This is a genomic window from Pandoraea sp. LA3 (assembly GCF_022696215.1).
Taxonomy (GTDB): Bacteria; Pseudomonadota; Gammaproteobacteria; order Burkholderiales; family Burkholderiaceae; genus Pandoraea; species Pandoraea capi.
Genome location: NZ_PTPY01000038.1, coordinates 357,549 through 376,126 on the forward strand (window position 1 = coordinate 357,549; position 18,578 = coordinate 376,126).

The 18,578-nt window shown below is 61.3% G+C and carries 17 protein-coding genes; 15 read left to right on the plus strand and 2 right to left on the minus strand.

Going from position 1 to position 18,578, the window contains the following annotated elements; translation table 11 throughout:
- The first annotated feature begins 306 nt into the window (after positions 1-306).
- From C5N93_RS24125 to C5N93_RS24140, 4 genes are all read left to right on the plus strand, one after another.
- Positions 307-1,206, plus strand: a complete 900-nt coding sequence (locus C5N93_RS24125; protein ID WP_242561221.1) for a PhzF family phenazine biosynthesis protein — start codon at positions 307-309, stop codon at positions 1,204-1,206.
- A gap of 230 nt (positions 1,207-1,436) precedes the next feature.
- The gene (locus C5N93_RS24130) at positions 1,437-2,309 is read left to right on the plus strand and encodes a transporter substrate-binding domain-containing protein (protein ID WP_242561403.1); all 873 of its coding nucleotides are present in this window, start codon (positions 1,437-1,439) and stop codon (positions 2,307-2,309) included.
- A gap of 90 nt (positions 2,310-2,399) precedes the next feature.
- Positions 2,400-3,194 carry an aldolase gene (locus tag C5N93_RS24135; protein WP_242561222.1) on the plus strand — a complete coding sequence of 265 codons (795 nt, stop codon included), beginning with the start codon at positions 2,400-2,402 and terminating at the stop codon, positions 3,192-3,194.
- A gap of 57 nt (positions 3,195-3,251) precedes the next feature.
- A complete protein-coding gene (locus tag C5N93_RS24140; protein WP_242561223.1) occupies positions 3,252-4,184 on the plus strand; it encodes a LysR substrate-binding domain-containing protein in 933 nt (310 codons plus the stop codon).
- A gap of 67 nt (positions 4,185-4,251) precedes the next feature.
- On the opposite strand, the gene C5N93_RS24145 is transcribed toward C5N93_RS24140, so the two are convergent.
- Complete coding sequence (locus C5N93_RS24145; RefSeq protein WP_242561224.1) at positions 4,252-5,631, minus strand: NAD-dependent succinate-semialdehyde dehydrogenase; 1,380 nt, start codon at positions 5,629-5,631, stop codon at positions 4,252-4,254.
- A 281-nt stretch (positions 5,632-5,912) separates the two neighbouring features.
- On the opposite strand from C5N93_RS24145, the gene C5N93_RS24150 reads away from it, so the two are divergent.
- The 7 genes from C5N93_RS24150 (at position 5,913) to C5N93_RS24180 (ending at position 13,253) form a co-directional block, all read left to right on the plus strand.
- The gene (locus C5N93_RS24150; protein ID WP_242561225.1) at positions 5,913-6,797 is read left to right on the plus strand and encodes a LysR substrate-binding domain-containing protein; all 885 of its coding nucleotides are present in this window, start codon (positions 5,913-5,915) and stop codon (positions 6,795-6,797) included.
- Between the two features lie 134 nt (positions 6,798-6,931).
- Positions 6,932-8,182: a CoA transferase gene (locus tag C5N93_RS24155; protein ID WP_242561226.1), complete on the plus strand. Its 1,251-nt coding sequence runs from the start codon at positions 6,932-6,934 to the stop codon at positions 8,180-8,182.
- Between the two features lie 155 nt (positions 8,183-8,337).
- Positions 8,338-9,153: an enoyl-CoA hydratase-related protein gene (locus C5N93_RS24160; RefSeq protein WP_242561227.1), complete on the plus strand. Its 816-nt coding sequence runs from the start codon at positions 8,338-8,340 to the stop codon at positions 9,151-9,153.
- A 100-nt stretch (positions 9,154-9,253) separates the two neighbouring features.
- Positions 9,254-10,630 carry an MFS transporter gene (locus C5N93_RS24165; RefSeq protein ID WP_242561228.1) on the plus strand — a complete coding sequence of 459 codons (1,377 nt, stop codon included), beginning with the start codon at positions 9,254-9,256 and terminating at the stop codon, positions 10,628-10,630.
- Between the two features lie 306 nt (positions 10,631-10,936).
- On the plus strand, positions 10,937-11,563 hold the full coding sequence (locus C5N93_RS24170; protein ID WP_242561229.1) for a hypothetical protein: 627 nt from the start codon (positions 10,937-10,939) through the stop codon (positions 11,561-11,563).
- Positions 11,564-11,613: 50 nt separating this feature from the next.
- A complete protein-coding gene (locus C5N93_RS24175) occupies positions 11,614-12,480 on the plus strand; it encodes a cytochrome b/b6 domain-containing protein (protein ID WP_242561230.1) in 867 nt (288 codons plus the stop codon).
- A complete protein-coding gene (locus C5N93_RS24180; protein WP_242561231.1) occupies positions 12,477-13,253 on the plus strand; it encodes a molybdopterin-binding protein in 777 nt (258 codons plus the stop codon). Before C5N93_RS24175 ends, C5N93_RS24180 begins: the two co-directional genes overlap by 4 nt.
- A 30-nt stretch (positions 13,254-13,283) precedes the next feature.
- On the opposite strand, the gene C5N93_RS24185 is transcribed toward C5N93_RS24180, so the two are convergent.
- Positions 13,284-13,535 (minus strand): hypothetical protein, encoded by a 252-nt coding sequence (locus tag C5N93_RS24185; protein WP_242561232.1) that lies wholly within the window; start codon positions 13,533-13,535, stop codon positions 13,284-13,286.
- Between the two features lie 269 nt (positions 13,536-13,804).
- On the opposite strand from C5N93_RS24185, the gene C5N93_RS24190 reads away from it, so the two are divergent.
- The 4 genes from C5N93_RS24190 (at position 13,805) to C5N93_RS28395 (ending at position 18,518) form a co-directional block, all read left to right on the plus strand.
- Positions 13,805-14,524, plus strand: a complete 720-nt coding sequence (locus tag C5N93_RS24190; RefSeq protein ID WP_242561404.1) for a GntR family transcriptional regulator — start codon at positions 13,805-13,807, stop codon at positions 14,522-14,524.
- 152 nt (positions 14,525-14,676) lie between these two features.
- On the plus strand, positions 14,677-15,927 hold the full coding sequence (locus C5N93_RS24195) for an MFS transporter (RefSeq protein ID WP_242561233.1): 1,251 nt from the start codon (positions 14,677-14,679) through the stop codon (positions 15,925-15,927).
- Between the two features lie 9 nt (positions 15,928-15,936).
- Entirely contained in the window at positions 15,937-16,800 is an 864-nt protein-coding gene (locus C5N93_RS24200) for an amidohydrolase family protein (protein ID WP_242561234.1), read from the plus strand.
- 137 nt (positions 16,801-16,937) lie between these two features.
- Positions 16,938-18,518, plus strand: a complete 1,581-nt coding sequence (locus tag C5N93_RS28395) for a methyl-accepting chemotaxis protein (protein WP_301232536.1) — start codon at positions 16,938-16,940, stop codon at positions 18,516-18,518.
- Positions 18,519-18,578: the final 60 nt, after the last annotated feature.

An 18,578-nucleotide genomic window follows, 5' to 3' on the forward strand; every position in this document is an offset into this window, starting at 1 on the left:
GCGCCCATCCCAGCACGATTTTGCTGGCAGCGCCGCATCTGCGAGGCGATCGAACCGTCAGTATAGCCGTTCAAGGAAGATCGGGAGGCGTCGCGCCGCACGGCCGCGAAACCCCCTGCCTGCGGCCTCACCCTCGGGAAAATACCAGTCTCCGCCCGGATCGGCATAGCGAGCCTGGCCAGCATTTGGCCCAATCGGGCGGGCCAAATGGCCCAATCGGAGGCGACGGTCTTTTTCGGCCTCGTCATCCTGAGCCCACCTGCAATCCCGAGTGTTTCCCACATGCCATCCCTCCCGAATTCGCCCATGAGCGGCCCCGACAGTGCCGGCACTTCGCCGGACCTGCGTTTCGTCAACGTCTTCTCGGCCGGACCGAACGGCGGTAACCCGGCACCTGTCGTGTTCGACGCTGACGCCTTGTCTTCCGACGAGATGAAGGCCATCGCCGCACGGTATGGGCACGAAAGCGCCTTTGTCTGCCGGGCGGTCGACCCGCGACATACCTGGCGCTTGCGATTTTTCGTGCCGGCGCACGAAATGGAAATGTGCGGTCACGCCACGCTCGGCGCGATGTGGCTGCTGCGCGAGGCCGGACGCTGGACGTCTGCCACGGCAACGGTCGAGACGCTCAGCGGTATCGTCGACGTTCGGTTTGACGAGGAGACCCGGCGCATCGACGTCGGGCAACCGCGCGGCATCGTCGAACCGATCGACGATCCGCAACTGATCGAATCCATCTGCGACGTATTGCGAATCTCGCCCGACGATCTGTCCCCACTCGGCATCGTGAACGCGCGAACGAGCCGTACCAAGACGCTGATCCCGCTCCGGTCGGTCGAAGCGCTTAACGCGCTCAACCCGGCGCTCAGCGGTGTCGCCGCCTTGTGCGATGCCCTCGACTCGACGGGTCTGTACCCCATCGCGGTGGAGCGAACCCAACCGCTGGAACTGCATGCGAGGCAATTCCCGCGCGCTTCCGGCTATCCGGAAGACGCCGCCACGGGCATTGCCGCCGCCGCCACGCTTTACGGCGCAATCCATTACCGCTGGCTCACCGGCAATGATTCGACCATGCGGGTCTATCAGGGCTTTGCGATGGGGCGTCCGTCGTGCATTCGTGTCGCACTGCGTAAGCCCGGTGAAGGCAGCGCCGGTTGCTGGATCAGCGGTGCCGTCGAATTCGCGATGCTTGAGCCGCACGCATGAAGATTCTCGCCAACGTGCAGGCCGTTTTTACACCCCTATGCCGTCGCGGCGGAAAGCCATGCGCAATCCGCATAAGGCAACTATTTTGACGCCTCTATATTCGGATTCAACGCCAAGCGCACAGCCCGATTGCGCGATGCGGACCGCTTGAGGTTTTCACAAATGATTGCTGGACAACACATTAAGGTCACTGTCTCATGAGATCGATTAAACGGCTCGTCTCCCGCGCGATGTTAGGGACCCTCATCTTGACGTCTCACCAGGCGTTTTCCGAAGATCTCGGCCCCTCGCTCACCAAAATCAATACTAGCGGCGTGATCGCTGTCGGCCATCGCGAAGCCTCCATCCCATTCTCGTATTACGACAGTCAGCAGAATGTCGTGGGCTTTTCGCAGGATCTTTGCCAGAAGGTGATTCAGGCCGTAAAGACGAAACTGGGCAAACCGAATCTGATGGTCCGCATGGTTCCCGTCAATTCGCAGAACCGAATTGCGCTGCTGCAAAACGGCACGATCGACATTGAGTGCGGCGTGACCACCAACACCAAGGCCCGTCATTCTCAGGTCGCATTTTCAGATACCGTTTTCCTTGCGTTGACCCGGTTGCTCGTCAACAAGGATTCAGGCATCAAGGACTTCGGCGATCTGAGTAACAAGACGGTGGTGACCAATGCCGGGACGACTGCCGAGACGATCATTCGCCATATGAACGTCGATAAGAAACTGGGGATGAACATCATCTCGGCGAAGGACTACGGCGAATCGTTCCTCACGCTCGAATCAGGGCGGGCGAGGGCGTTCATGCTGGATGACGTGCTGTTGTCGGGGGCGCGCACGCTATCGAGAAAGCCCGATGACTGGATTGTCACGGGCACCGCGCAATCGAGAGAGCCTTACGCCTTCATGGTGCGCAAGGACGACCCCATCTTCAAGACACTCGTCGACCAAACCTTGTCCGGCGTCATGACTTCCGGGGAAATCAACGCCATATACGCCAAGTGGTTTCTGAAGCCTGTGCCGCCGAAGGGCATCAACTTCAATTTTGCGATGACGCCCCAGTTGCGCGAGATTTACGCGCATCCCAACGATCAGGCGGACTATTGATCCGCTACGACGCCCGTCATGGGTTTCGCCTGACGGGCGCCTTTTTGCACGATTTTTTGCACGAACTTCAAACTCGGAAGGTAAAACATCATGGCTCATGGTCTGAGCGCTATCGAAGGAGCTACGCGCGCAACGATTGCACCGGGCGAACTGGACACCCCTGCGATCCGGGCGGCGCGTATCGATCTCGCCGCGTGCTTCCGAATGGCGGCGAAGCTGGGCATGCACGAAGGCGTGTGCAACCATCTCTCTGCGGTGCTTCCCGGTCGGGAAGACCTGTTCCTCGTGAATCCCTACGGATACGCCTTCGAAGAGATCACGGCGTCGAATCTGCTGGTCTGTGACATGCACGGGAATGTCGTGCTGGGCGATGGCGTTCCGGAGATCACGGCCTTCTACATTCACGCCCGAGTGCATCTCAAGCAGCCGCGAATCAAGGTGGCGTTCCATACGCACATGCCCAACGCAACGGCGCTGGCGATGCTCGAGGGCGACCCGTTGCAGTGGGCCGGTCAAACCGCATTGAAATTCTATGGGCGCACCTCGGTCGATGAGCAATTCAACGGGCTCGCCATGAACGCAGCGGAGGGCGACCGCATTGCAGACGCCATCGGAAACGCCGACGTCGTATTTCTCAAGAATCACGGCATCATGGTGTTGGGCGCGACCATTGCCGAAGCGTGGGACGATCTCTATTACCTTGAGCGTGCCTGTGAGGTTCAGCGTCTCGCACTATCGACCGGACGGCCGCTCAAGCGTATTGATCCTGTGATCGCGGAGAAGACATACCGTCAGATGCGTGCGGGAGAACGAGACAGCGCCCGTCAACATCTGGCGAGCGTGCGGCGGCAACTGGATGCAGAAAACTCCGACTATGCCGCTTGATGCCAGCGTCATGGGCAGACGTATGCATGTCCGGCAAGCCAAACGCTGACGAATGCCATGGAAGTCAAGTGGATTGAAGACTTTGTGGCATTGGCTCGGCACCGCACCTTTTCGCGGACGGCGGAAGTGCGTCACGTCACGCAATCCGGATTGAGTCGTCGCATCAAGTCGCTCGAGCAATGGGTGGGCGTGGAACTGATCGATCGGAGCGCGTTTCCGCCGGAGCTCACGCCAGCCGGCGCGCAGTTCCTCGAAACGGCGCAAGGCTTCTTACGTCGCCTGCTGGCGGCCCGTGAACTCATTCGAGCCGAACACCGTATCGGACTCGAAGGATTGAACGTGGCCGCCGGACACGCGATCGCTGTTGGCCTCTTGCCCCGACTCATTCGGCGTATCCAGACGCACTTTCGCGCCGTCAATTTCCGCATCATTCCGACGAATGTGCATGACTCGATTGCCATGCTGCTCAACGGATCGTGCCAACTGATGCTCGCGTATGAGCGCGCCGAACTGCCTTTGCATATCGACGCCTCCCGTTTCATTTCGATATGCGCGGGCAACGATGCGCTCGTTCCCGTTTGCGCGCCGACGGCAACTGGTTCGCCTCGGTATGCGCTGCCGGGCAGTGCGGCAAATCCGTTACCGCTCATTGCTTACGGCCCCGGCACCTACTTCAGCGCGTGCCTCGCCTTGTTACTACGCGATGTCGAGACGCCTCCCGTGCTATCGACATGTTTCGAGTGCGACATGGCGGACGTGCTCAAACAACTTGCGCTTAACGGGGAGGGCGTGGCCTGGCTTCCCCGCAGTCTTATCGAAACCGAGTTGGCCGAGGGCACGTTGGTGCCGGCCGGGGACAAACGCTGGACGTTCGAGCTCGAACTGCGGCTGTATCACGATAGCGAGAACACGTCGGGCTCGTTGCGTGAACTGTGGGCCGCGTTGGCGACAAGTGAAACGCAGATACTTGAGTTGGCGGACAGGAAGTAGGGCACTCAGCCCCTAAAAGGGCGACGGCACGGCAGATCAAAGCCATCGCCCCAATGCTCCCGTCCCCCTACCTGTCGAGGCCGCTCATCAGAATGTATTTGACCTCGACATATTCTTCGATGCCGTAATGGCTGCCTTCTCGTCCGTAGCCCGAATGTTTCACGCCGCCGAAGGGCACGGACGCCGTGCCGACAGAGCCAGTATTGAGAATCACCATGCCCGCGTCGATCCCCTTTGACATACGGAAAGCGCGAGCGAGGTCGCGGGTGAAAACGTAAGCGACCAGCCCGTATTCGGTGCTGTTGGCGCGCGCAACGACCTCGTCTTCCGATGAGAAGCGATAGATCGGGAAGACCGGGCCGAAAATTTCCGTGCCGGCAATCTGCATGTGGTCATTGAGCTCGGTGAGGATCGTCGGCTCGTAGAACAGGCCCCCTCTGGCATGCGGTTTTCCACCGAGCACGACGTGTGCCCCCTCCGTCCGAGACTGCTCGACGAGCGCAGCCACCTTGTCCAGTCCGGCCTGATTGATCATGGGGCCAACCACCGATTCGTTCTGCATGCCCTGGTCCACACGGATGTTTGCAACGCGTCGGGCGATTTCGCTGACGAAGCGGTCGTGGATGCTGTCGTGAACGAAAATCCGGTTCGGCGAAATACAGACCTGGCCCGAGTTGCGCAGCTTGGCGCCGACGAGACTCGCAACGGCGTCGTCGAAACTCGCGTCGTCGAAGACGATGAAAGGCGCGTTGCCGCCGAGTTCCAGTGTCATCTTCTTGAGATCCTGACCGCACGCGCTGGCGAGCAACTTGCCCACAGCCGTCGAGCCGGTGAAGGAGATCTTCCGAATACGCGTGTCGCCCGTGAAGACTTCACCGATCTCCTTCGGGTTGCCGGTGACCATCTCGAAGACGCCTTCGGGAATGCCCGCTTTGCGCGCGTACTCCAACAACTTGTAGGCGGTCAGGGGCGTGAGCTCCGAGGGCTTGATGATCATGGTGCAACCCGCCGCCAGCGCTGTGGCGATCTTCCGGGTAATCATCATGAACGGGAAATTCCATGGCGTAATCGCGGCTGTCGGCCCGGCAGGTTCCTTCGTCACGATGACCTGCGCGTTGGCGGCGTGGGTAGGAATGGTATCGCCATAGACGCGTTTAGCTTCCTCCGCGTACCACTCAATAAAGCCGAGACCGTAGTCGATCTCGCCCATGGCATCGGAGAGACACTTGCCATTTTCTCTCACCATGATTTCGGCGAAAGCACGTTTGTCGTCGCGCACGAGTTCGAACCACTTGCGCAGCAGTTCGCCGCGCTCCCTGGCGAGCTTGCGCGACCACGCGGGGAAAGCATTGCAGGTACGATCGACGGCGGCTTTGACTTCGTCGAGTGTGAGTTCCGGGGCTTCACCAACGAGCGAACCGTCAGCGGGGTTGTGGACTTGGATCATGGTGAGTCTTCCTTGGTATCAGGGCGGGGGGACGAGATGAATACTAGGGACGGCCACCTGTGGCGACAATGAGAGAACGTCTATGGTTATTGCCTAATCCTATAAATCCGTCGAATACGGATTGGGAGGCTAGGTAAGGTCATGGAGAGCTTTGGTAGAGACGTAAGCGCTGTCTACCGATGAGATCGTGGAGCGGCACGACGGTGTGAGCGACGAATATTGCCCATTTGTTCGATGTGGCAGAGAATCTCGTCAACCCATCTCAAGCCTGGACCTTGCCAATGGACCGTCGAGAGTCGCTTCCCCCGCTGAACCCCGCACGTGCTTTCGAGGCGACGGGCCGCCTGCTGAGCATTTCAAAAGCGGCCAATGAGCTGGCGGTCACGCCGGCGGCGGTCAGCCGACAAGTCCGAACGCTTGAGCAGTACCTCGGGGTCGAGTTGTTCGAGCGAGTGAAAGGGCGGCTGGAACTGACCGCCGCCGGGGCGAGTTATCTGGCGGAGTTGATGCCGGTCTTCGCTGCGCTTCGGGACGCGACCACCAGCCTGCGCGCCTCCGGACGCCGCGCAAGCGTACTGAAGATCCGCTCCCCGGCGACGTTCGCCGTGAGATGGCTGATTCCGCGACTGGCTAATTTCCACCGGCAGCACGCCGATATCGAAGTGCAACTCACGACTTCGCCGGCGCCGCTCAACTTTGCACGAGAAGATATCGACGGCGGCATTCAACTTGGCGACGGCGATTGGCCGGGCGTCGAAGTGCAACGACTCATGCGCAATGTGCTCGTTCCGGTCACCGCGCCGTCGCACCCGGTCAAGCGTGGCGCGCAACTTCAGGGAGAAACGCTATTGCACTCGCTGGCGCGTCCCGAGGACTGGCAACTTTGGCTCAAGGCGGCAGGCATGCCACTGAACGCGCGACGACGGGAAATGCGCTACGAGACATCCTTGCTCGCCTATCAGGCGGCGATTGAAGGGCACGGGGTCGCCATTGCGCAGGAGGCACTCGTACGCCCGGAGTTGAGCCAGGGCACGCTCGTCGCCCCGTTCGCGTTTCAACTGGACCGCGGCGCACACACCTACTACTTCGCGTGGCCGGCAAAGCGCCGGTCGTCGGCAGCGCTCGAAATCTTTCGGGACTGGCTGGTAACGCTCGTAGCTGAGTAGTACGCCGCAGCACACCCTTTAACAAAAAGTCAAAGCATCGCTTCGAAAAAGTCGATTGTTGCTCGCGAGCACGCTCCCTATGCTCGTCTCATGGCTTGGCATTCCGGCAAGTCAAGGAGACAGGACAATCGAAAATGTTAAGAGACAGCCTAAGTGGCGTGCGCGTACTCGACTTCTCGCACGTTCTTGCCGGTCCGGTGTGTTCGATGACGCTCGCGGATCTGGGTGCGCACGTCGTCAAGATCGAGCCCCCTGAAGGCGAGCTTGGCCGCAAGATCGGGCCGCCCTGGGTGAGCGGAGAAAGCCCCGCGTTCATCAGCGTCAACCGCAACAAGTTGAGCGCTTCCATCGACCTGAAAACCGATGCGGGCCGGCGCGTGATCCGCAGAATGCTCGGCGACGCCGACGTGCTCGTCGAGAACTTCCGACCGGGCGTCATGGCGTCGATGGGACTGTCCTTCGACGCGGTACGCGAGATCAACCCGCAACTCGTCTATTGCTCCGTCTCCGCCTTCGGCCAGAACGGCGCCAATCGCACGCGCCCCGGTGTCGACGGCATCATTCAGGCGGCGAGCGGCCTGATGAGCACACTGGGTTCGACAAACGCCGATCCCCTGAAAGTGCCGGTGCCGATCGCCGATATGCTCGGCGGCTATCTGGCGGCGCTCGCCATCCTCGCTGCACTTCATCGTGTGCGCGACGGCAAAGGCGGCGCATACCTCGACGTCAGTCTCTACAACGCGACGGTGATGTTGCAGCAAATCGGCTTCGCGTCGTTTTTCGCCTCCGGTCGAAACCCGGACAAGGTCGGAAGCGCTGCGCCCTATGCGGCGCCGAACGAGGCCTATCCGACCCAGGACGGCTGGATGGTCGTCGTCGCCTATCACCCGGCGCGATGGACGGCGCTTTGCGAAGAACTGGATATGCCGTGGTTAGCGTCGGATCCGAGATTTTCGACCAATGACGAGCGAGTGCGCCACCGGGCAGCCTTGCATGAGTTGCTCGCATCAAAGTTCACCGAGCGCACCACGACCGACTGGATGGCACGACTCTGCGCTCGCGACATCATTTGCGCGCCCGTTGCGACATACAGCGACGTGATGGCGTCGGAAGAGTATTTGCAGAGCGGACTCGCGTCGACGATGGATCACCCCATTGCCGGGCGCATTCGAACCCATCGGTTTGCCTTGAGTGCGGCCGACGGTGCGACCGGGCATGTCGATCTTGCGGCGCCGTTAAACGGCGAACACACGCGGCAAGTCCTCCAGCGCTACGGCATCAGCGATGCAGAAATCGCGGAGTTGCTAGACATCGGCGCGATTCGGGCGAGCGCGGTGCCTCCGACACGTCCCAACGATCATGGGGCAGGAAGGCTTGCTGTTTGAACGTCGATGGTTTCAGGCGGGGTTTGCCCTGATCGGTCAGAGGGAGCGGATGTCCATGTTTCCCGAACGTCGCCCCGCGAGATTTTTGAATCGCTGAACGCGCTGGAAAAACATCATCCCGGCGTAACCGCAGGTTTTTGGAGGAGGTGCAGGTCGTGTCAACACAAGTTGCTGAGAAGGAATCCCTGGTTCTGACGTCATTTGATGCCGGGGTTTTGACGATAACGCTCAACGCTGCCCAGAACGGCAATGCGCTCACGGTGGCGATGACCGAAGCGCTTTCGACCGAGCTCGAAGCGATTGCGCATCGTCGAGATGTGCGTTGCGTGCTGTTGCGTTCTTCGGCGAAGCATTTCTGCACCGGCGGAAACGTGAAAGACATGCAAAGCGGGCGCGATCTGATGGACGGCGGCATCGAGGCCGTGCGCGAGCGTCTGCTGGGGAGTTTGCATCGCATCCCCCGCGCACTCAACGACATGGAGGTTCCGTCCGTCTGTGCGGTCAACGGCGCGGCGATCGGCGCCGGTTTCGATCTGGCGTTGATGTGCGATATCCGGGTGGCAGGGCAGAGCGCCGTGTTCGCCGAGAGTTTTCTGCGTCTTGGGCTCGTGTCGGGCATCGGGGGCGCCTGGTTTCTCAATCGCGTGGTCGGGCCTGCCAAGGCGCTGGAAATGACGCTCACGAGCGAATTCATCGATGCCGCGCAAGCCGAACGCCTGGGCATCGTGACCCGGGTGACGCCCGACGATCGTCTGGACGCCGAGACGCTGGCGCTGGCGCAGCGAATCGCCGCACATCCGCCCGGAGCCGCACGCATGGCCAAACGGTTGGTGCGGGAATCGGCGTCCGCCTCGCTGCCCGTCGCGCTCGAAATGGCCGCGAGCATGCAGGCCATTCTGCTTTGTGGAAGCGAGCACAAGGAGGCGGTGACGCGATTTATCGAAACCAGAGCGGCAGGAAAGCAAACCTGAAAAGCGCCGTTGCAAGAACCGTACGGAATGTAGCCATCAAAGAGCCGAGGTCGTGAATGCGCGACGCAACGGCCAAAGAATCAGTATCCAGGAGACACCTATGTTCAACGATCAACGGCCCGGGCATGCCGGGCCCGGCATGCTTCGTCTCATTGCGAGCGCGAGTGTCGGCACCATGCTCGAGTACTACGATTTCTTCATCTATGTCGCGCTGACGTCAACACTGACCGGGTTGTTCCTGCCATCGACAGATCGCGTGGTGGCTGCGCTGGCAGGCGTTGCGACATTCGGCATTGCATACGTCGCCCGGCCGGTCGGAACGCTGATTTTCAGCCCCATGTCCGACAGGATCGGACGAAAGAAGACATTTGTCGTCACCCTCCTGATGATGGGCGCAGCAACTGTCGGCATCGGATGTCTGCCGACGTATGCGGCCATCGGTGCGGCGGCGCCCATCGCGCTGCTGGCGCTGCGGATCATCCAGGGTGTCGCGCTTGGCGGGGAGTATGGCTCGGCGGTCGTCTACGTCATGGAGCATGCGCAAGCCGGGCGCAAGGGCATGGCGACAAGCGTGCTTCAAAGCACCGCAAGCGTCGGGCTGTTGCTTGCCTTGCTGATCGTCTCCGCGCTCAAGTGGCTGCTCGATCCTGCAAGCTTCCTGTCCTGGGGATGGCGCGTTCCGTTCCTCGTTTCCGCCCCGATTGTCGGCGTCGCAACATGGATTCGCCTGGGGATGAAGGAGACGCCGATCTTCTCCGAGCTCAAGCATGCCGGCTTGCTTTCGGCGACGCCACTTCAGGACACGCTCAAGAGCAAGACGTCATGGAAGGCGATCTTTGTCGCGATGTTCGGTGCGCAGGGCGCGACATCGGTGTCGCTGTACACGTCGATCGTCTACATGCTCTATTTCCTTGAGAACGTTCTGAAAGTCGAGCCGACGAGGGCGAGTCTTTGCCTCGGCATTGCGATTGTGATCGCGGCGCCCACGTACCCGTTGTTCGGGCGATTGTCCGACGCCATCGGACGAGCCAAAGTCATCCTGATCGGCGTCGTGCTCTGGGCCATCGCGGCATACCCGTGCTTTGCCGGCATTCGGACCTACGTGCTGGCGGCGCAGTGGTCTTATGTGACGGCGCTCATTACGGTGCTTGCGCTCCTCACCGCCATGATCATGGCGCCGCTGCCCGCTTTCATTGCCGAATCGTTCCCGCCGCAGAGCCGAACCACCGGATTCGGGCTGTCGCAGCAATTCGGAAACGTGCTGTTCGGCGGGTTTCTTCCGCTGTTCAGTCTCACGCTGGTCAATCTCACGGGGAATCAACTGGCGGGTGTGGCGTATTCGATTGCATCAATGCTGCCTTGCCTTCTGGTGACTTACTTCTGGGGCCTTAAACAAGACGCCATCGGCCAGCGGGAATCCACAAGCGGCCATCCGCTGCGAGCGAAAGCCGAATCGCATCTGCCAGTGCAACAGTAAAGGTGCTGATGTTCATTACCTCCTGCCTGCGGCTGTCGAACGACGGCGTAGACAGGAGGTGCTAACGAGATGCGGCCCACGATTCAATGGGGTTGACTCAAAACCAACCAACTAGTAGATTGGCGATCATTGTGATCTTGGGGAAGCGCATAACGCGCTCATTTTTTGGATTTCGATGTCAACCAACTAGTTGGTTGATTTGTGGTTTTCTTTGCCGTCGGAAGGTCACTGGCGCAGCTTTCGATGGCGTTTCTTGCGTGTGTCGCATCGGTGCGGCACACGCCTATAGCGCTCAGGAGATTCGGCATGTCGATTTCAAGTCTTCAGAAATTTCTGGTGGGTAGTTTGGCCGGCGCTGTGCTCAGCGTCAGCGCCATGAGCGTCGCCGTGGCGGCGGATCAGGGCGTGCGTGTGCGCGGTGTGGTGGTCGCGCTGGCGGGCGACAAGCTCGAAGTGAAATCGCGCGAAGGGCAGCAGGTGAGCGTAAAGCTGACGACCGGCTGGATGGTGTCGGCCGTCAAGAAGGCCAGTATCAGCGACATCAAACCCGGCGACTTCGTCGGCATTGCCTCGCTGCCCAAGTCCGAGGGCGGTGACGGCGCGCTGGAAGTCCTCATTTTTCCGCCCGCCATGAAGGGCCGTGGGGAAGGTAGCTTCGGCTGGGATTTGAAGCCGAACAGCTCCATGACCAATGCCACGGTAGGCGACGCCGTGCAGTCCGTGGACGGTAGCGTTGTCACCGTCAAATATCACGGTCAGGAAAAGAAGATCTCGATTCCTAACGGCACGCCGGTCGTCACGCTGGCGCCCGCGACGGTGGGCGATGTGAAGCCCGGAACGGCGGTGTTTATCCCGACGCAGAAGGATGCCAGCGGTACGCTGTCCGCCGGCCAACTGATCGTCGGCAAGGACGGTGTTGTACCGCCGATGTAATCGCGCAGGCTGGCGGACGGTGTCCGTCAGCCTCCCATGCGAGGCTTTTCATGAATTCCCGCAATGCAATGCCTGTCAGCCAGGGCGCAGCGCCGAAGCCCTCTCGACAGTTCATCAGACGGCACTCCGTCATCGTGCGAATCACGCACTGGCTCAATGTGATCTGTTTGTCCGTGTTGCTGCTTAGCGGACTGCAGATTTTCAATGCCCATCCCAGGCTCTACTGGGGGAAGTTCGGCGCGGACGCGGACCACGCGTTACTCGATATTGGATCGCAACAGCGCGCCGACGGATTGCATGGCTACGTGGCGATCGGTTCACTTCGCGTCGAGACGACGGGCGTTCTCGGTGTTTCCCGAGAGGCCGGTCAACTCGCTCCCCGAGCGTTCCCCGAGTGGCTGACGATTCCTTCCTACCATGACCTGGGCGCCGGTAGGAACTGGCATTTCACCTTCGCGTGGCTGCTGGTCGTCAATGGCGCGATCTATCTTTTGCATGGGCTGTTGCGCGGTCACATTCGCCGCGATCTGCTGCCCGGCGCCGATCAGTTGACGCCGAAACATTTGTGGCAGGAATTCGTCGACCATGCGCGCCTGCGATTCGCCAAAGGGGAGGAAGCGCGGCGCTATAACGCCTTGCAAAAGCTGACCTATCTCGCCGTAGCGTTAGGTCTGTTGCCGTTGATGGTCCTGACCGGCCTGACGATGTCGCCAGGCATGGACGCTGTCTTTCCGTTCCTGCCCGACCTGTTCGGCGGGCGTCCGTCCGCGCGCACCTTGCACTTCATCACGGCGACGCTGCTGGTGCTATTCGTTGTCGTTCATGTGCTGATGGTCGTGCTGTCGGGTTTCTGGAACAACATGCGCTCGATGGTCAACGGACGCTACGCCATCGATCGTTCAGGAGAAGTGCAATGAAAACCGGGTTCTCGCGACGTCAATGGCTCACCACGCTGGTCTCTGGCGTCGGGGGTGCGTTGCTTTCCGGGTGCGATCGAATCACGCAGAGTGCTGCGGGCGGTTCCGTGCTGCGCAGCACGGAAAAGCTCACGATGGCGAGCCAGCGAGGGTTGCTCGGACGCCAGGCAATGGCCCCCCAGTTCAGCGTTGCCGACCTGTCGCCGGTGTTTCGCGCCAATGGCACCCAGGCGCCGGAGTCCGACGAGTACAACCGCTTGCTGGCCAACCAATTTGCGGACTGGCGATTGCAGATTCGCGGACTGGTGGAGCAGCCACTGGACTTGACGCTTGCCGATCTGAAGCGTCTGCCGTCGCGCACCCAGATTACCCGGCACGACTGCGTCGAGGGTTGGAGCGCCATTGGTCAATGGACCGGGGTGGCACTCGGGCGGGTGCTGGATGCCGCCCGAGTGAAGCCCGGTGCGCGTTATGTGGTGTTCTATTGCGCAGACGAGCTGGAAGCATCGCTCGATGGCAGCGGACGCTATTACGAAAGTATCGATCTGCTCGACGCCTATCATCCGCAAACGATCCTCGCATACGGCATGAACGGGAAGGATCTCCCCGTGGCGCACGGCGCGCCGTTGCGTCTGAGAGTGGAGCGACAGCTAGGTTACAAGCAAGCCAAGTACCTGATGCGAATCGAGGTCGTGACCTCGTTCGACAAGGTCTGGGGCGGCCGGGGCGGGTATTGGGAAGATCGGGGCTACGAGTGGTACGCGGGTATTTGAGCTGATTCCACAGCCCCGTTTCCCTGATGCTCAGCGGTAATGAACGACTGTCTTGTTGACGGCAGTCGTGGCCCCGCTGGCGCCGTCCGTCCTAATTTCGGTGCGCGATGCACTCGTTGACGTCGAACTCGTGGTGACCGTGGCCTTGCGTGCCTGGATGCTCGCAAGACGGGCACGATTGATGACTTCCCAGTCCGGACCGGCGAACGCCGATGCGGTAACGCCGGCGATGGCGAGGGTGGCGATGATGCGAATCAAGCGGACGACGTAAATCGATTTCATGATGTATTTCCCGGAGACGCCATATTGTTGGCGTCTTCGTGGGGGCGGGCATGCCGATGTGCGTCGTCATGGAGAAAAAAGCGATGCCTGCTGCCTGAGAATTTTTCACCCACCCATCAAGCATTGAACGGCGCGACGTTTGCGCCAATCCCCGTCATGGGCATATCAAGCGCGCACGCTTGCATCGAGGGAAAACCCTAATCCACGAACATCGAAATTCATATAAAGATATATATGAATTTTTGACTTCGGCCTTCGGGCCAGATCCGATCGTGGACAACCGCATTCCCCGGTATCACCAGTTGCGCGACGAGCTTGCCGCGCGCATCGCCGCTATCGAATGGCAGCCGCATGATCCGCTGCCGACCGAACAGGAACTGGCGCTCGCCTATGGGCTGGCGGTCGGCACCGTGAGAAAGGCGATCGATCTGCTCGAACGTGAGGGGCTTGTCGAACGCTTTCAGGGACGCGGAACGTTCGTTCGCCGCGCCACATTCGACCGGTCTCTGTTTCGCTTCTTCCGTTTTCAGTCGCCGACAGGAGAGCGCCGTATTCCCGAGAGCCGCATTCTCGAACGTGTCGTTTCCCGAGCGCCCAAGGCGGTCGTCGAAAAGTTCGGCCTGAAGACGGGCGCCAAAGCCATCCGGCTCGCCCGTCTGCGCCTGATCGACAACGCGCCGATCGTCTCCGAGCAGATCTGGCTGCCGTACGAACCCTTCGCCGCGTTGGCCGATTGCCCGCTGGAAGACTTCGGCACGCTGCTTTACCCGTTCTACGAACAACGCTGCGCGCGAGTGATTGCTCGCGCGGAAGAGCGACTGACCGTCGAGACCGCCAGTGATGCGGATGTCGCAGCCCTCCAGATACCGGCACATAGCCCGATCGTGATCGTCGAGCGACTGGCGTACGGCTATGACGACACGCCGCTCGAATGGCGCCAGTCGCGTGGCGCCGCCCAACACTTCGCCTACGAGATCGAGATTCGCTGACGAGCGAAGCGACTGTTCGTGCCGCACGCAACAGCGCTTCGTCCGTTCGCGCATTGGCTCAGCCCGCCGTGGGCCGAGCGCCGTGCGCATCAAGCATTTTTGTGATTCAACCACTATCGCTATTAGCGTCGGCAAAGACGCGTGGAGTCGGGATGTTTTCTTGGTATAGCAAGGTATCCGCAGGGGAGCGGCGCACGTTCTGGGCCTGTTTTGGCGGTTGGGCGCTCGATGCGCTCGACGTCCAGATGTTCAGCCTCGTCATTCCGGCGATCATTGCCGAATGGGGCATCAGCAAGACCGAAGCGGGCCTCGTGAGCGGCGTAACGCTGGTGGCCTCAGCGCTCGGTGGCTGGATCTGCGGCGCGGCGGCGGATCGCTTCGGTCGCGTACGCACGTTGCAAATTACCGTGGCCTGGTTCTCCATCTTCACACTGCTGTCGGCTTTTGCGCAAAACTTCCCGCAGTTCATCGTACTCAAGGCGTTGCAAGGCTTCGGCTTCGGCGGCGAATGGGCTGCCGGCGCGGTGCTCATGGCCGAGACTATCCGCAACGAACATCGCGGCAAGGCGATGGGCGCCGTGCAGAGCGCGTGGGCGGTAGGGTGGGGCGCCGCAGTGCTGCTCTATGCCGGCGTGTTCTCTTTCCTGCCGGCAACGCTCGGCTGGCGTGTCATGTTCGGCGTCGGCATTCTGCCTGCACTGCTCATCATCTACGTCCGGCGCAACGTCAAGGAACCGGAGGTCCCGGCAGCGAAGGCTTCTGCGAAACCGTCGGGGTCTGCCAAGGGGATACCGCTGCTGTCGATCTTCGCCCCCGACGTGCTGCGCATGACGCTGATCGGCGGCCTGCTCGGCGTCGGTGCTCACGGCGGCTACGCGGCACTCACGACCTGGCTGCCTACGTTCCTGAAGACGGAACGGCATCTCTCGGTGCTTGGTACGGGCGGCTACCTTGCCGTCATCATCGTCGCGTTCTTCTGCGGCTGTATCGCTGCGTCGTATCTGCTCGATGCCATCGGTCGCCGTCAGACGATCCTGCTGTTCTCGGTCTGCTGCGTGGCGACGGTGATTCTGTACGTGTTCCTGCCGATGTCGAATCACGCCATGCTTGCACTGGGCTTCCCGCTCGGCTTCTTCGCTGCGGGCATTCCGGCCAGCATGGGGGCACTGTTCAACGAGCTTTATCCGCGTGGCACGCGTGGCACCGGCGTTGGCTTCTGCTACAACTTCGGGCGCGTCGTCTCCGCCGGCTTTCCGGTCATGGTCGGGCACCTCGCCACCCAGTACTCGCTGGGGTTCGCCATCGGCATCGACGCCGCCATCGCCTACGCGATCGTCGCGATCTCTGTGCTGATGCTGCCGGAAACGCGCGGTCGTACACTGACGGAAGACCCCGTCGTCTGAGCTTTACGAATGACGCAGCACATCACTCAGTCCATCACCCGATGCGCAATGCCGATTACCGGCATCGACAGCCATGCGCATGTGTTCGCGCATGGCCTGCCGCTGGCATCCGGCAGGCGTTACGCCCCAACCTATGAAGCCACGCTCGATCAATATCTCGCGATGCTCTCGAGCCTTGGCCTGTCTCACGGGGTTCTGGTGCAACCGAGCTTTCTCGGCACGGACAACAGCTTCCTGTTGGGCTGTCTTGACGCCCACCCGGAACGCCTGCGCGGCATAGTGGTCGTGGACCCGGCGCGTGATCTCGGGCTGATCGACGCATGGCATGCGCGGGGCGTGGTCGGCGTGCGGGCCAATCTGATCGGCACGACGCTGCCGGACTTCGGCGACGCCGCATGGGCACCGTTTCTCGAGCGTATGGCCGCGCTGGACTGGCACCTCGAAGTGCAGGTCGAGGCCGCGAGGCTGTCCGGCATTATGCCCACGTTGCTCGCGAGCGGCGTGCGCGTCGTCGTCGATCACTTCGGCCGCTTTGCGCCGTCACTCGGCACCGCCGACCCCGGCTTCGAGGACCTGCTTTCGCTGGGCGCGACACGACAGGTATGGGTGAAGGTTTCCGGCGCCTATCGCGTCAGCGCGAATCCCGGCGATCCTGCTGCTGCCCTGGCCGCTGCCCGGGCGGCGTGGCCCGCGCTGGCACGAGCGTTCGGCGTCGACCGGCTCGTATGGGGCACCGACTGGCCTCACACCCAGTTCGAAGCCACGCAGAACCCGCAACGGACCCGGGAACTCCTCGACGCGCTGGTGACCGATCACGACCCGTTGCGCGCGGTGCTCATCGATACACCGGCATCGTTGTTTCAGTTTCGTTAATCAAACCGACTGACGGCCAACGCCATACCCATTACATAAAGCCTCAATAGGCTACACGCGCGCATCGTCATGCAGCCCGATCCCGGCTGCGCGACGCACGCCGCCACTCGCTCAACGCACAATCCAAGAGACCTCCCGTGCTCAAGAATCTCTCGATCAAGACCGGCCTGACGCTCGCGACCGGCATCTTCGTGGTGCTGGTACTCGTCATCGGTGCCTGCGCCTTTACCTCGCTCGCCTCGACCAATGAATCGCTCAGCCGGATGTATCAGCACGACATGGCCGCGACGAACGCGCTCACCCGCAGTTCCGAACTGCTGCTGCGCTGCCGATCGGCGAAGAACCGTTACGAGTCGTTGATCGGTCAGCAGAAGGACAGTGACGCGGCGCGACAGTTGCAACTCGCCGAGCAGTATTGCAATGAGTCGCAAAAGCAGTGGGACGTCTTCGCCGCCGTGCCGGTTTCCGACGAGGCCAGTACGCTGGTCAAGGAAGCGGGCGACAAGCATGCGGACATGATGAGCAAAGGCATCATGCCGGAATTCGATGCGCTGAGGGCGCGTGACTTCGACGCGTATCGCCGCATCCAACTGCAATACAGCAGCCCGCTGTACAACCAGTTCGACAAGTTGACGCAGCCGCTGATGGACTATGCGACGTCACGCGCTGCACACCGCTTTGCCGAGGCGCAATCTCGCGCACACACGATGAGCGCTGTCCTGATCGTCTGCGCCTTGCTCGCCGTGACGATCGCGATCGTCGTGCGCCGTGTGCTCACGCGCGTCGTCGTCGAGCCCATCGGGGAGATGGCGCAGCACTTCGAGTCGATCTCGAAGGGGGATTTGCAGCAGGACATCGTGGCACTCGGCACCAACGAGATCGGCACGTTGCAACGGGCGCTGGACAAGATGCAGGCCGAGCTTGCCGGCACCGTGCGCCACATCCGGGCGTCCACCGAGTCGATTACCGTGGCGGCGAGCGAGATCGCGTCGGGCAACGTCGACTTGTCTGCTCGCACGGAGCAGCAGGCGTCGTCGCTCCAGGAAACGGCGTCGAGCATGGAGCAGATCACCAGCACGGTGAAACAGAACGCGGACAACGCGCGTCAGGCCAGTTCGCTGGCCCGTAACGCCTCGGAGATCGCAGGGCAGGGGAGTGCCGTCGTCAGCCGGGTCATCGGTACGATGGATGAGATCAACCAGAGCTCCGCACGGATTGCAGACATCATCGCCATCATCGAAGGCATTGCATTCCAGACCAACATTCTTGCCCTCAATGCCGCCGTCGAGGCCGCCCGTGCGGGGGAGGAAGGACGTGGTTTCGCCGTGGTCGCGGGGGAAGTGCGCAGCCTTGCTCAGCGCTCGTCCGCCGCTGCCAAGGAAATCAAGACGTTGATCGACGCCTCGGTGGACCGGGTGCAGGCCGGCGCGAGCCTCGTCGATCAGGCAGGCAAGACGATGCAAGAGATCACGAACGCGGTGCAGCGCGTGACGGACATCATGGGCGAGATCTCCGCCGCGTCGGAAGCCCAGAGCGGTGGCATCGATCAGATCGCGCGGGCCGTCACGCAGATGGACGAGGTGACACAGCAAAACGCGGCTCTCGTCGAAGAGGCGGCCGCCGCATCGCAGTCACTGGAGGATCAGGTGCAGTCGCTCAAGCGTGCGGTGGCCATTTTCCGGGTGGATGCTCATCCTGCATTGCTGCGGTTGGCTTAGAATCGCCTCATTCCCACATGATAAGATTCGCCGTCACTTGCCTAGCGGCGACGCCGCCCC

Excerpts from the sequence above, each read along its gene's own strand:
- C5N93_RS24155 (WP_242561226.1), top strand. The coding sequence starts at position 6,932 with ATGTTAAGAGACAGCCTAAGTGGCGTGCGCGTACTCGACTTCTCGCAC.
- C5N93_RS24170 (WP_242561229.1), top strand. The coding sequence starts at position 10,937 with ATGTCGATTTCAAGTCTTCAGAAATTTCTGGTGGGTAGTTTGGCCGGC.
- C5N93_RS24175 (WP_242561230.1), top strand. The coding sequence starts at position 11,614 with ATGAATTCCCGCAATGCAATGCCTGTCAGCCAGGGCGCAGCGCCGAAG.
- C5N93_RS24130 (WP_242561403.1), top strand. The coding sequence starts at position 1,437 with ATGTTAGGGACCCTCATCTTGACGTCTCACCAGGCGTTTTCCGAAGAT.
- C5N93_RS24145 (WP_242561224.1), bottom strand. The coding sequence starts at position 5,631 with ATGATCCAAGTCCACAACCCCGCTGACGGTTCGCTCGTTGGTGAAGCC.
- C5N93_RS24150 (WP_242561225.1), top strand. The coding sequence starts at position 5,913 with ATGGACCGTCGAGAGTCGCTTCCCCCGCTGAACCCCGCACGTGCTTTC.
- C5N93_RS24165 (WP_242561228.1), top strand. The coding sequence starts at position 9,254 with ATGTTCAACGATCAACGGCCCGGGCATGCCGGGCCCGGCATGCTTCGT.
- C5N93_RS24180 (WP_242561231.1), top strand. The coding sequence starts at position 12,477 with ATGAAAACCGGGTTCTCGCGACGTCAATGGCTCACCACGCTGGTCTCT.
- C5N93_RS24135 (WP_242561222.1), top strand. The coding sequence starts at position 2,400 with ATGGCTCATGGTCTGAGCGCTATCGAAGGAGCTACGCGCGCAACGATT.
- C5N93_RS24195 (WP_242561233.1), top strand. The coding sequence starts at position 14,677 with ATGTTTTCTTGGTATAGCAAGGTATCCGCAGGGGAGCGGCGCACGTTC.
- C5N93_RS24140 (WP_242561223.1), top strand. The coding sequence starts at position 3,252 with ATGGAAGTCAAGTGGATTGAAGACTTTGTGGCATTGGCTCGGCACCGC.
- C5N93_RS24125 (WP_242561221.1), top strand. The coding sequence starts at position 307 with ATGAGCGGCCCCGACAGTGCCGGCACTTCGCCGGACCTGCGTTTCGTC.
- C5N93_RS24200 (WP_242561234.1), top strand. The coding sequence starts at position 15,937 with ATGACGCAGCACATCACTCAGTCCATCACCCGATGCGCAATGCCGATT.
- C5N93_RS24185 (WP_242561232.1), bottom strand. The coding sequence starts at position 13,535 with ATGAAATCGATTTACGTCGTCCGCTTGATTCGCATCATCGCCACCCTC.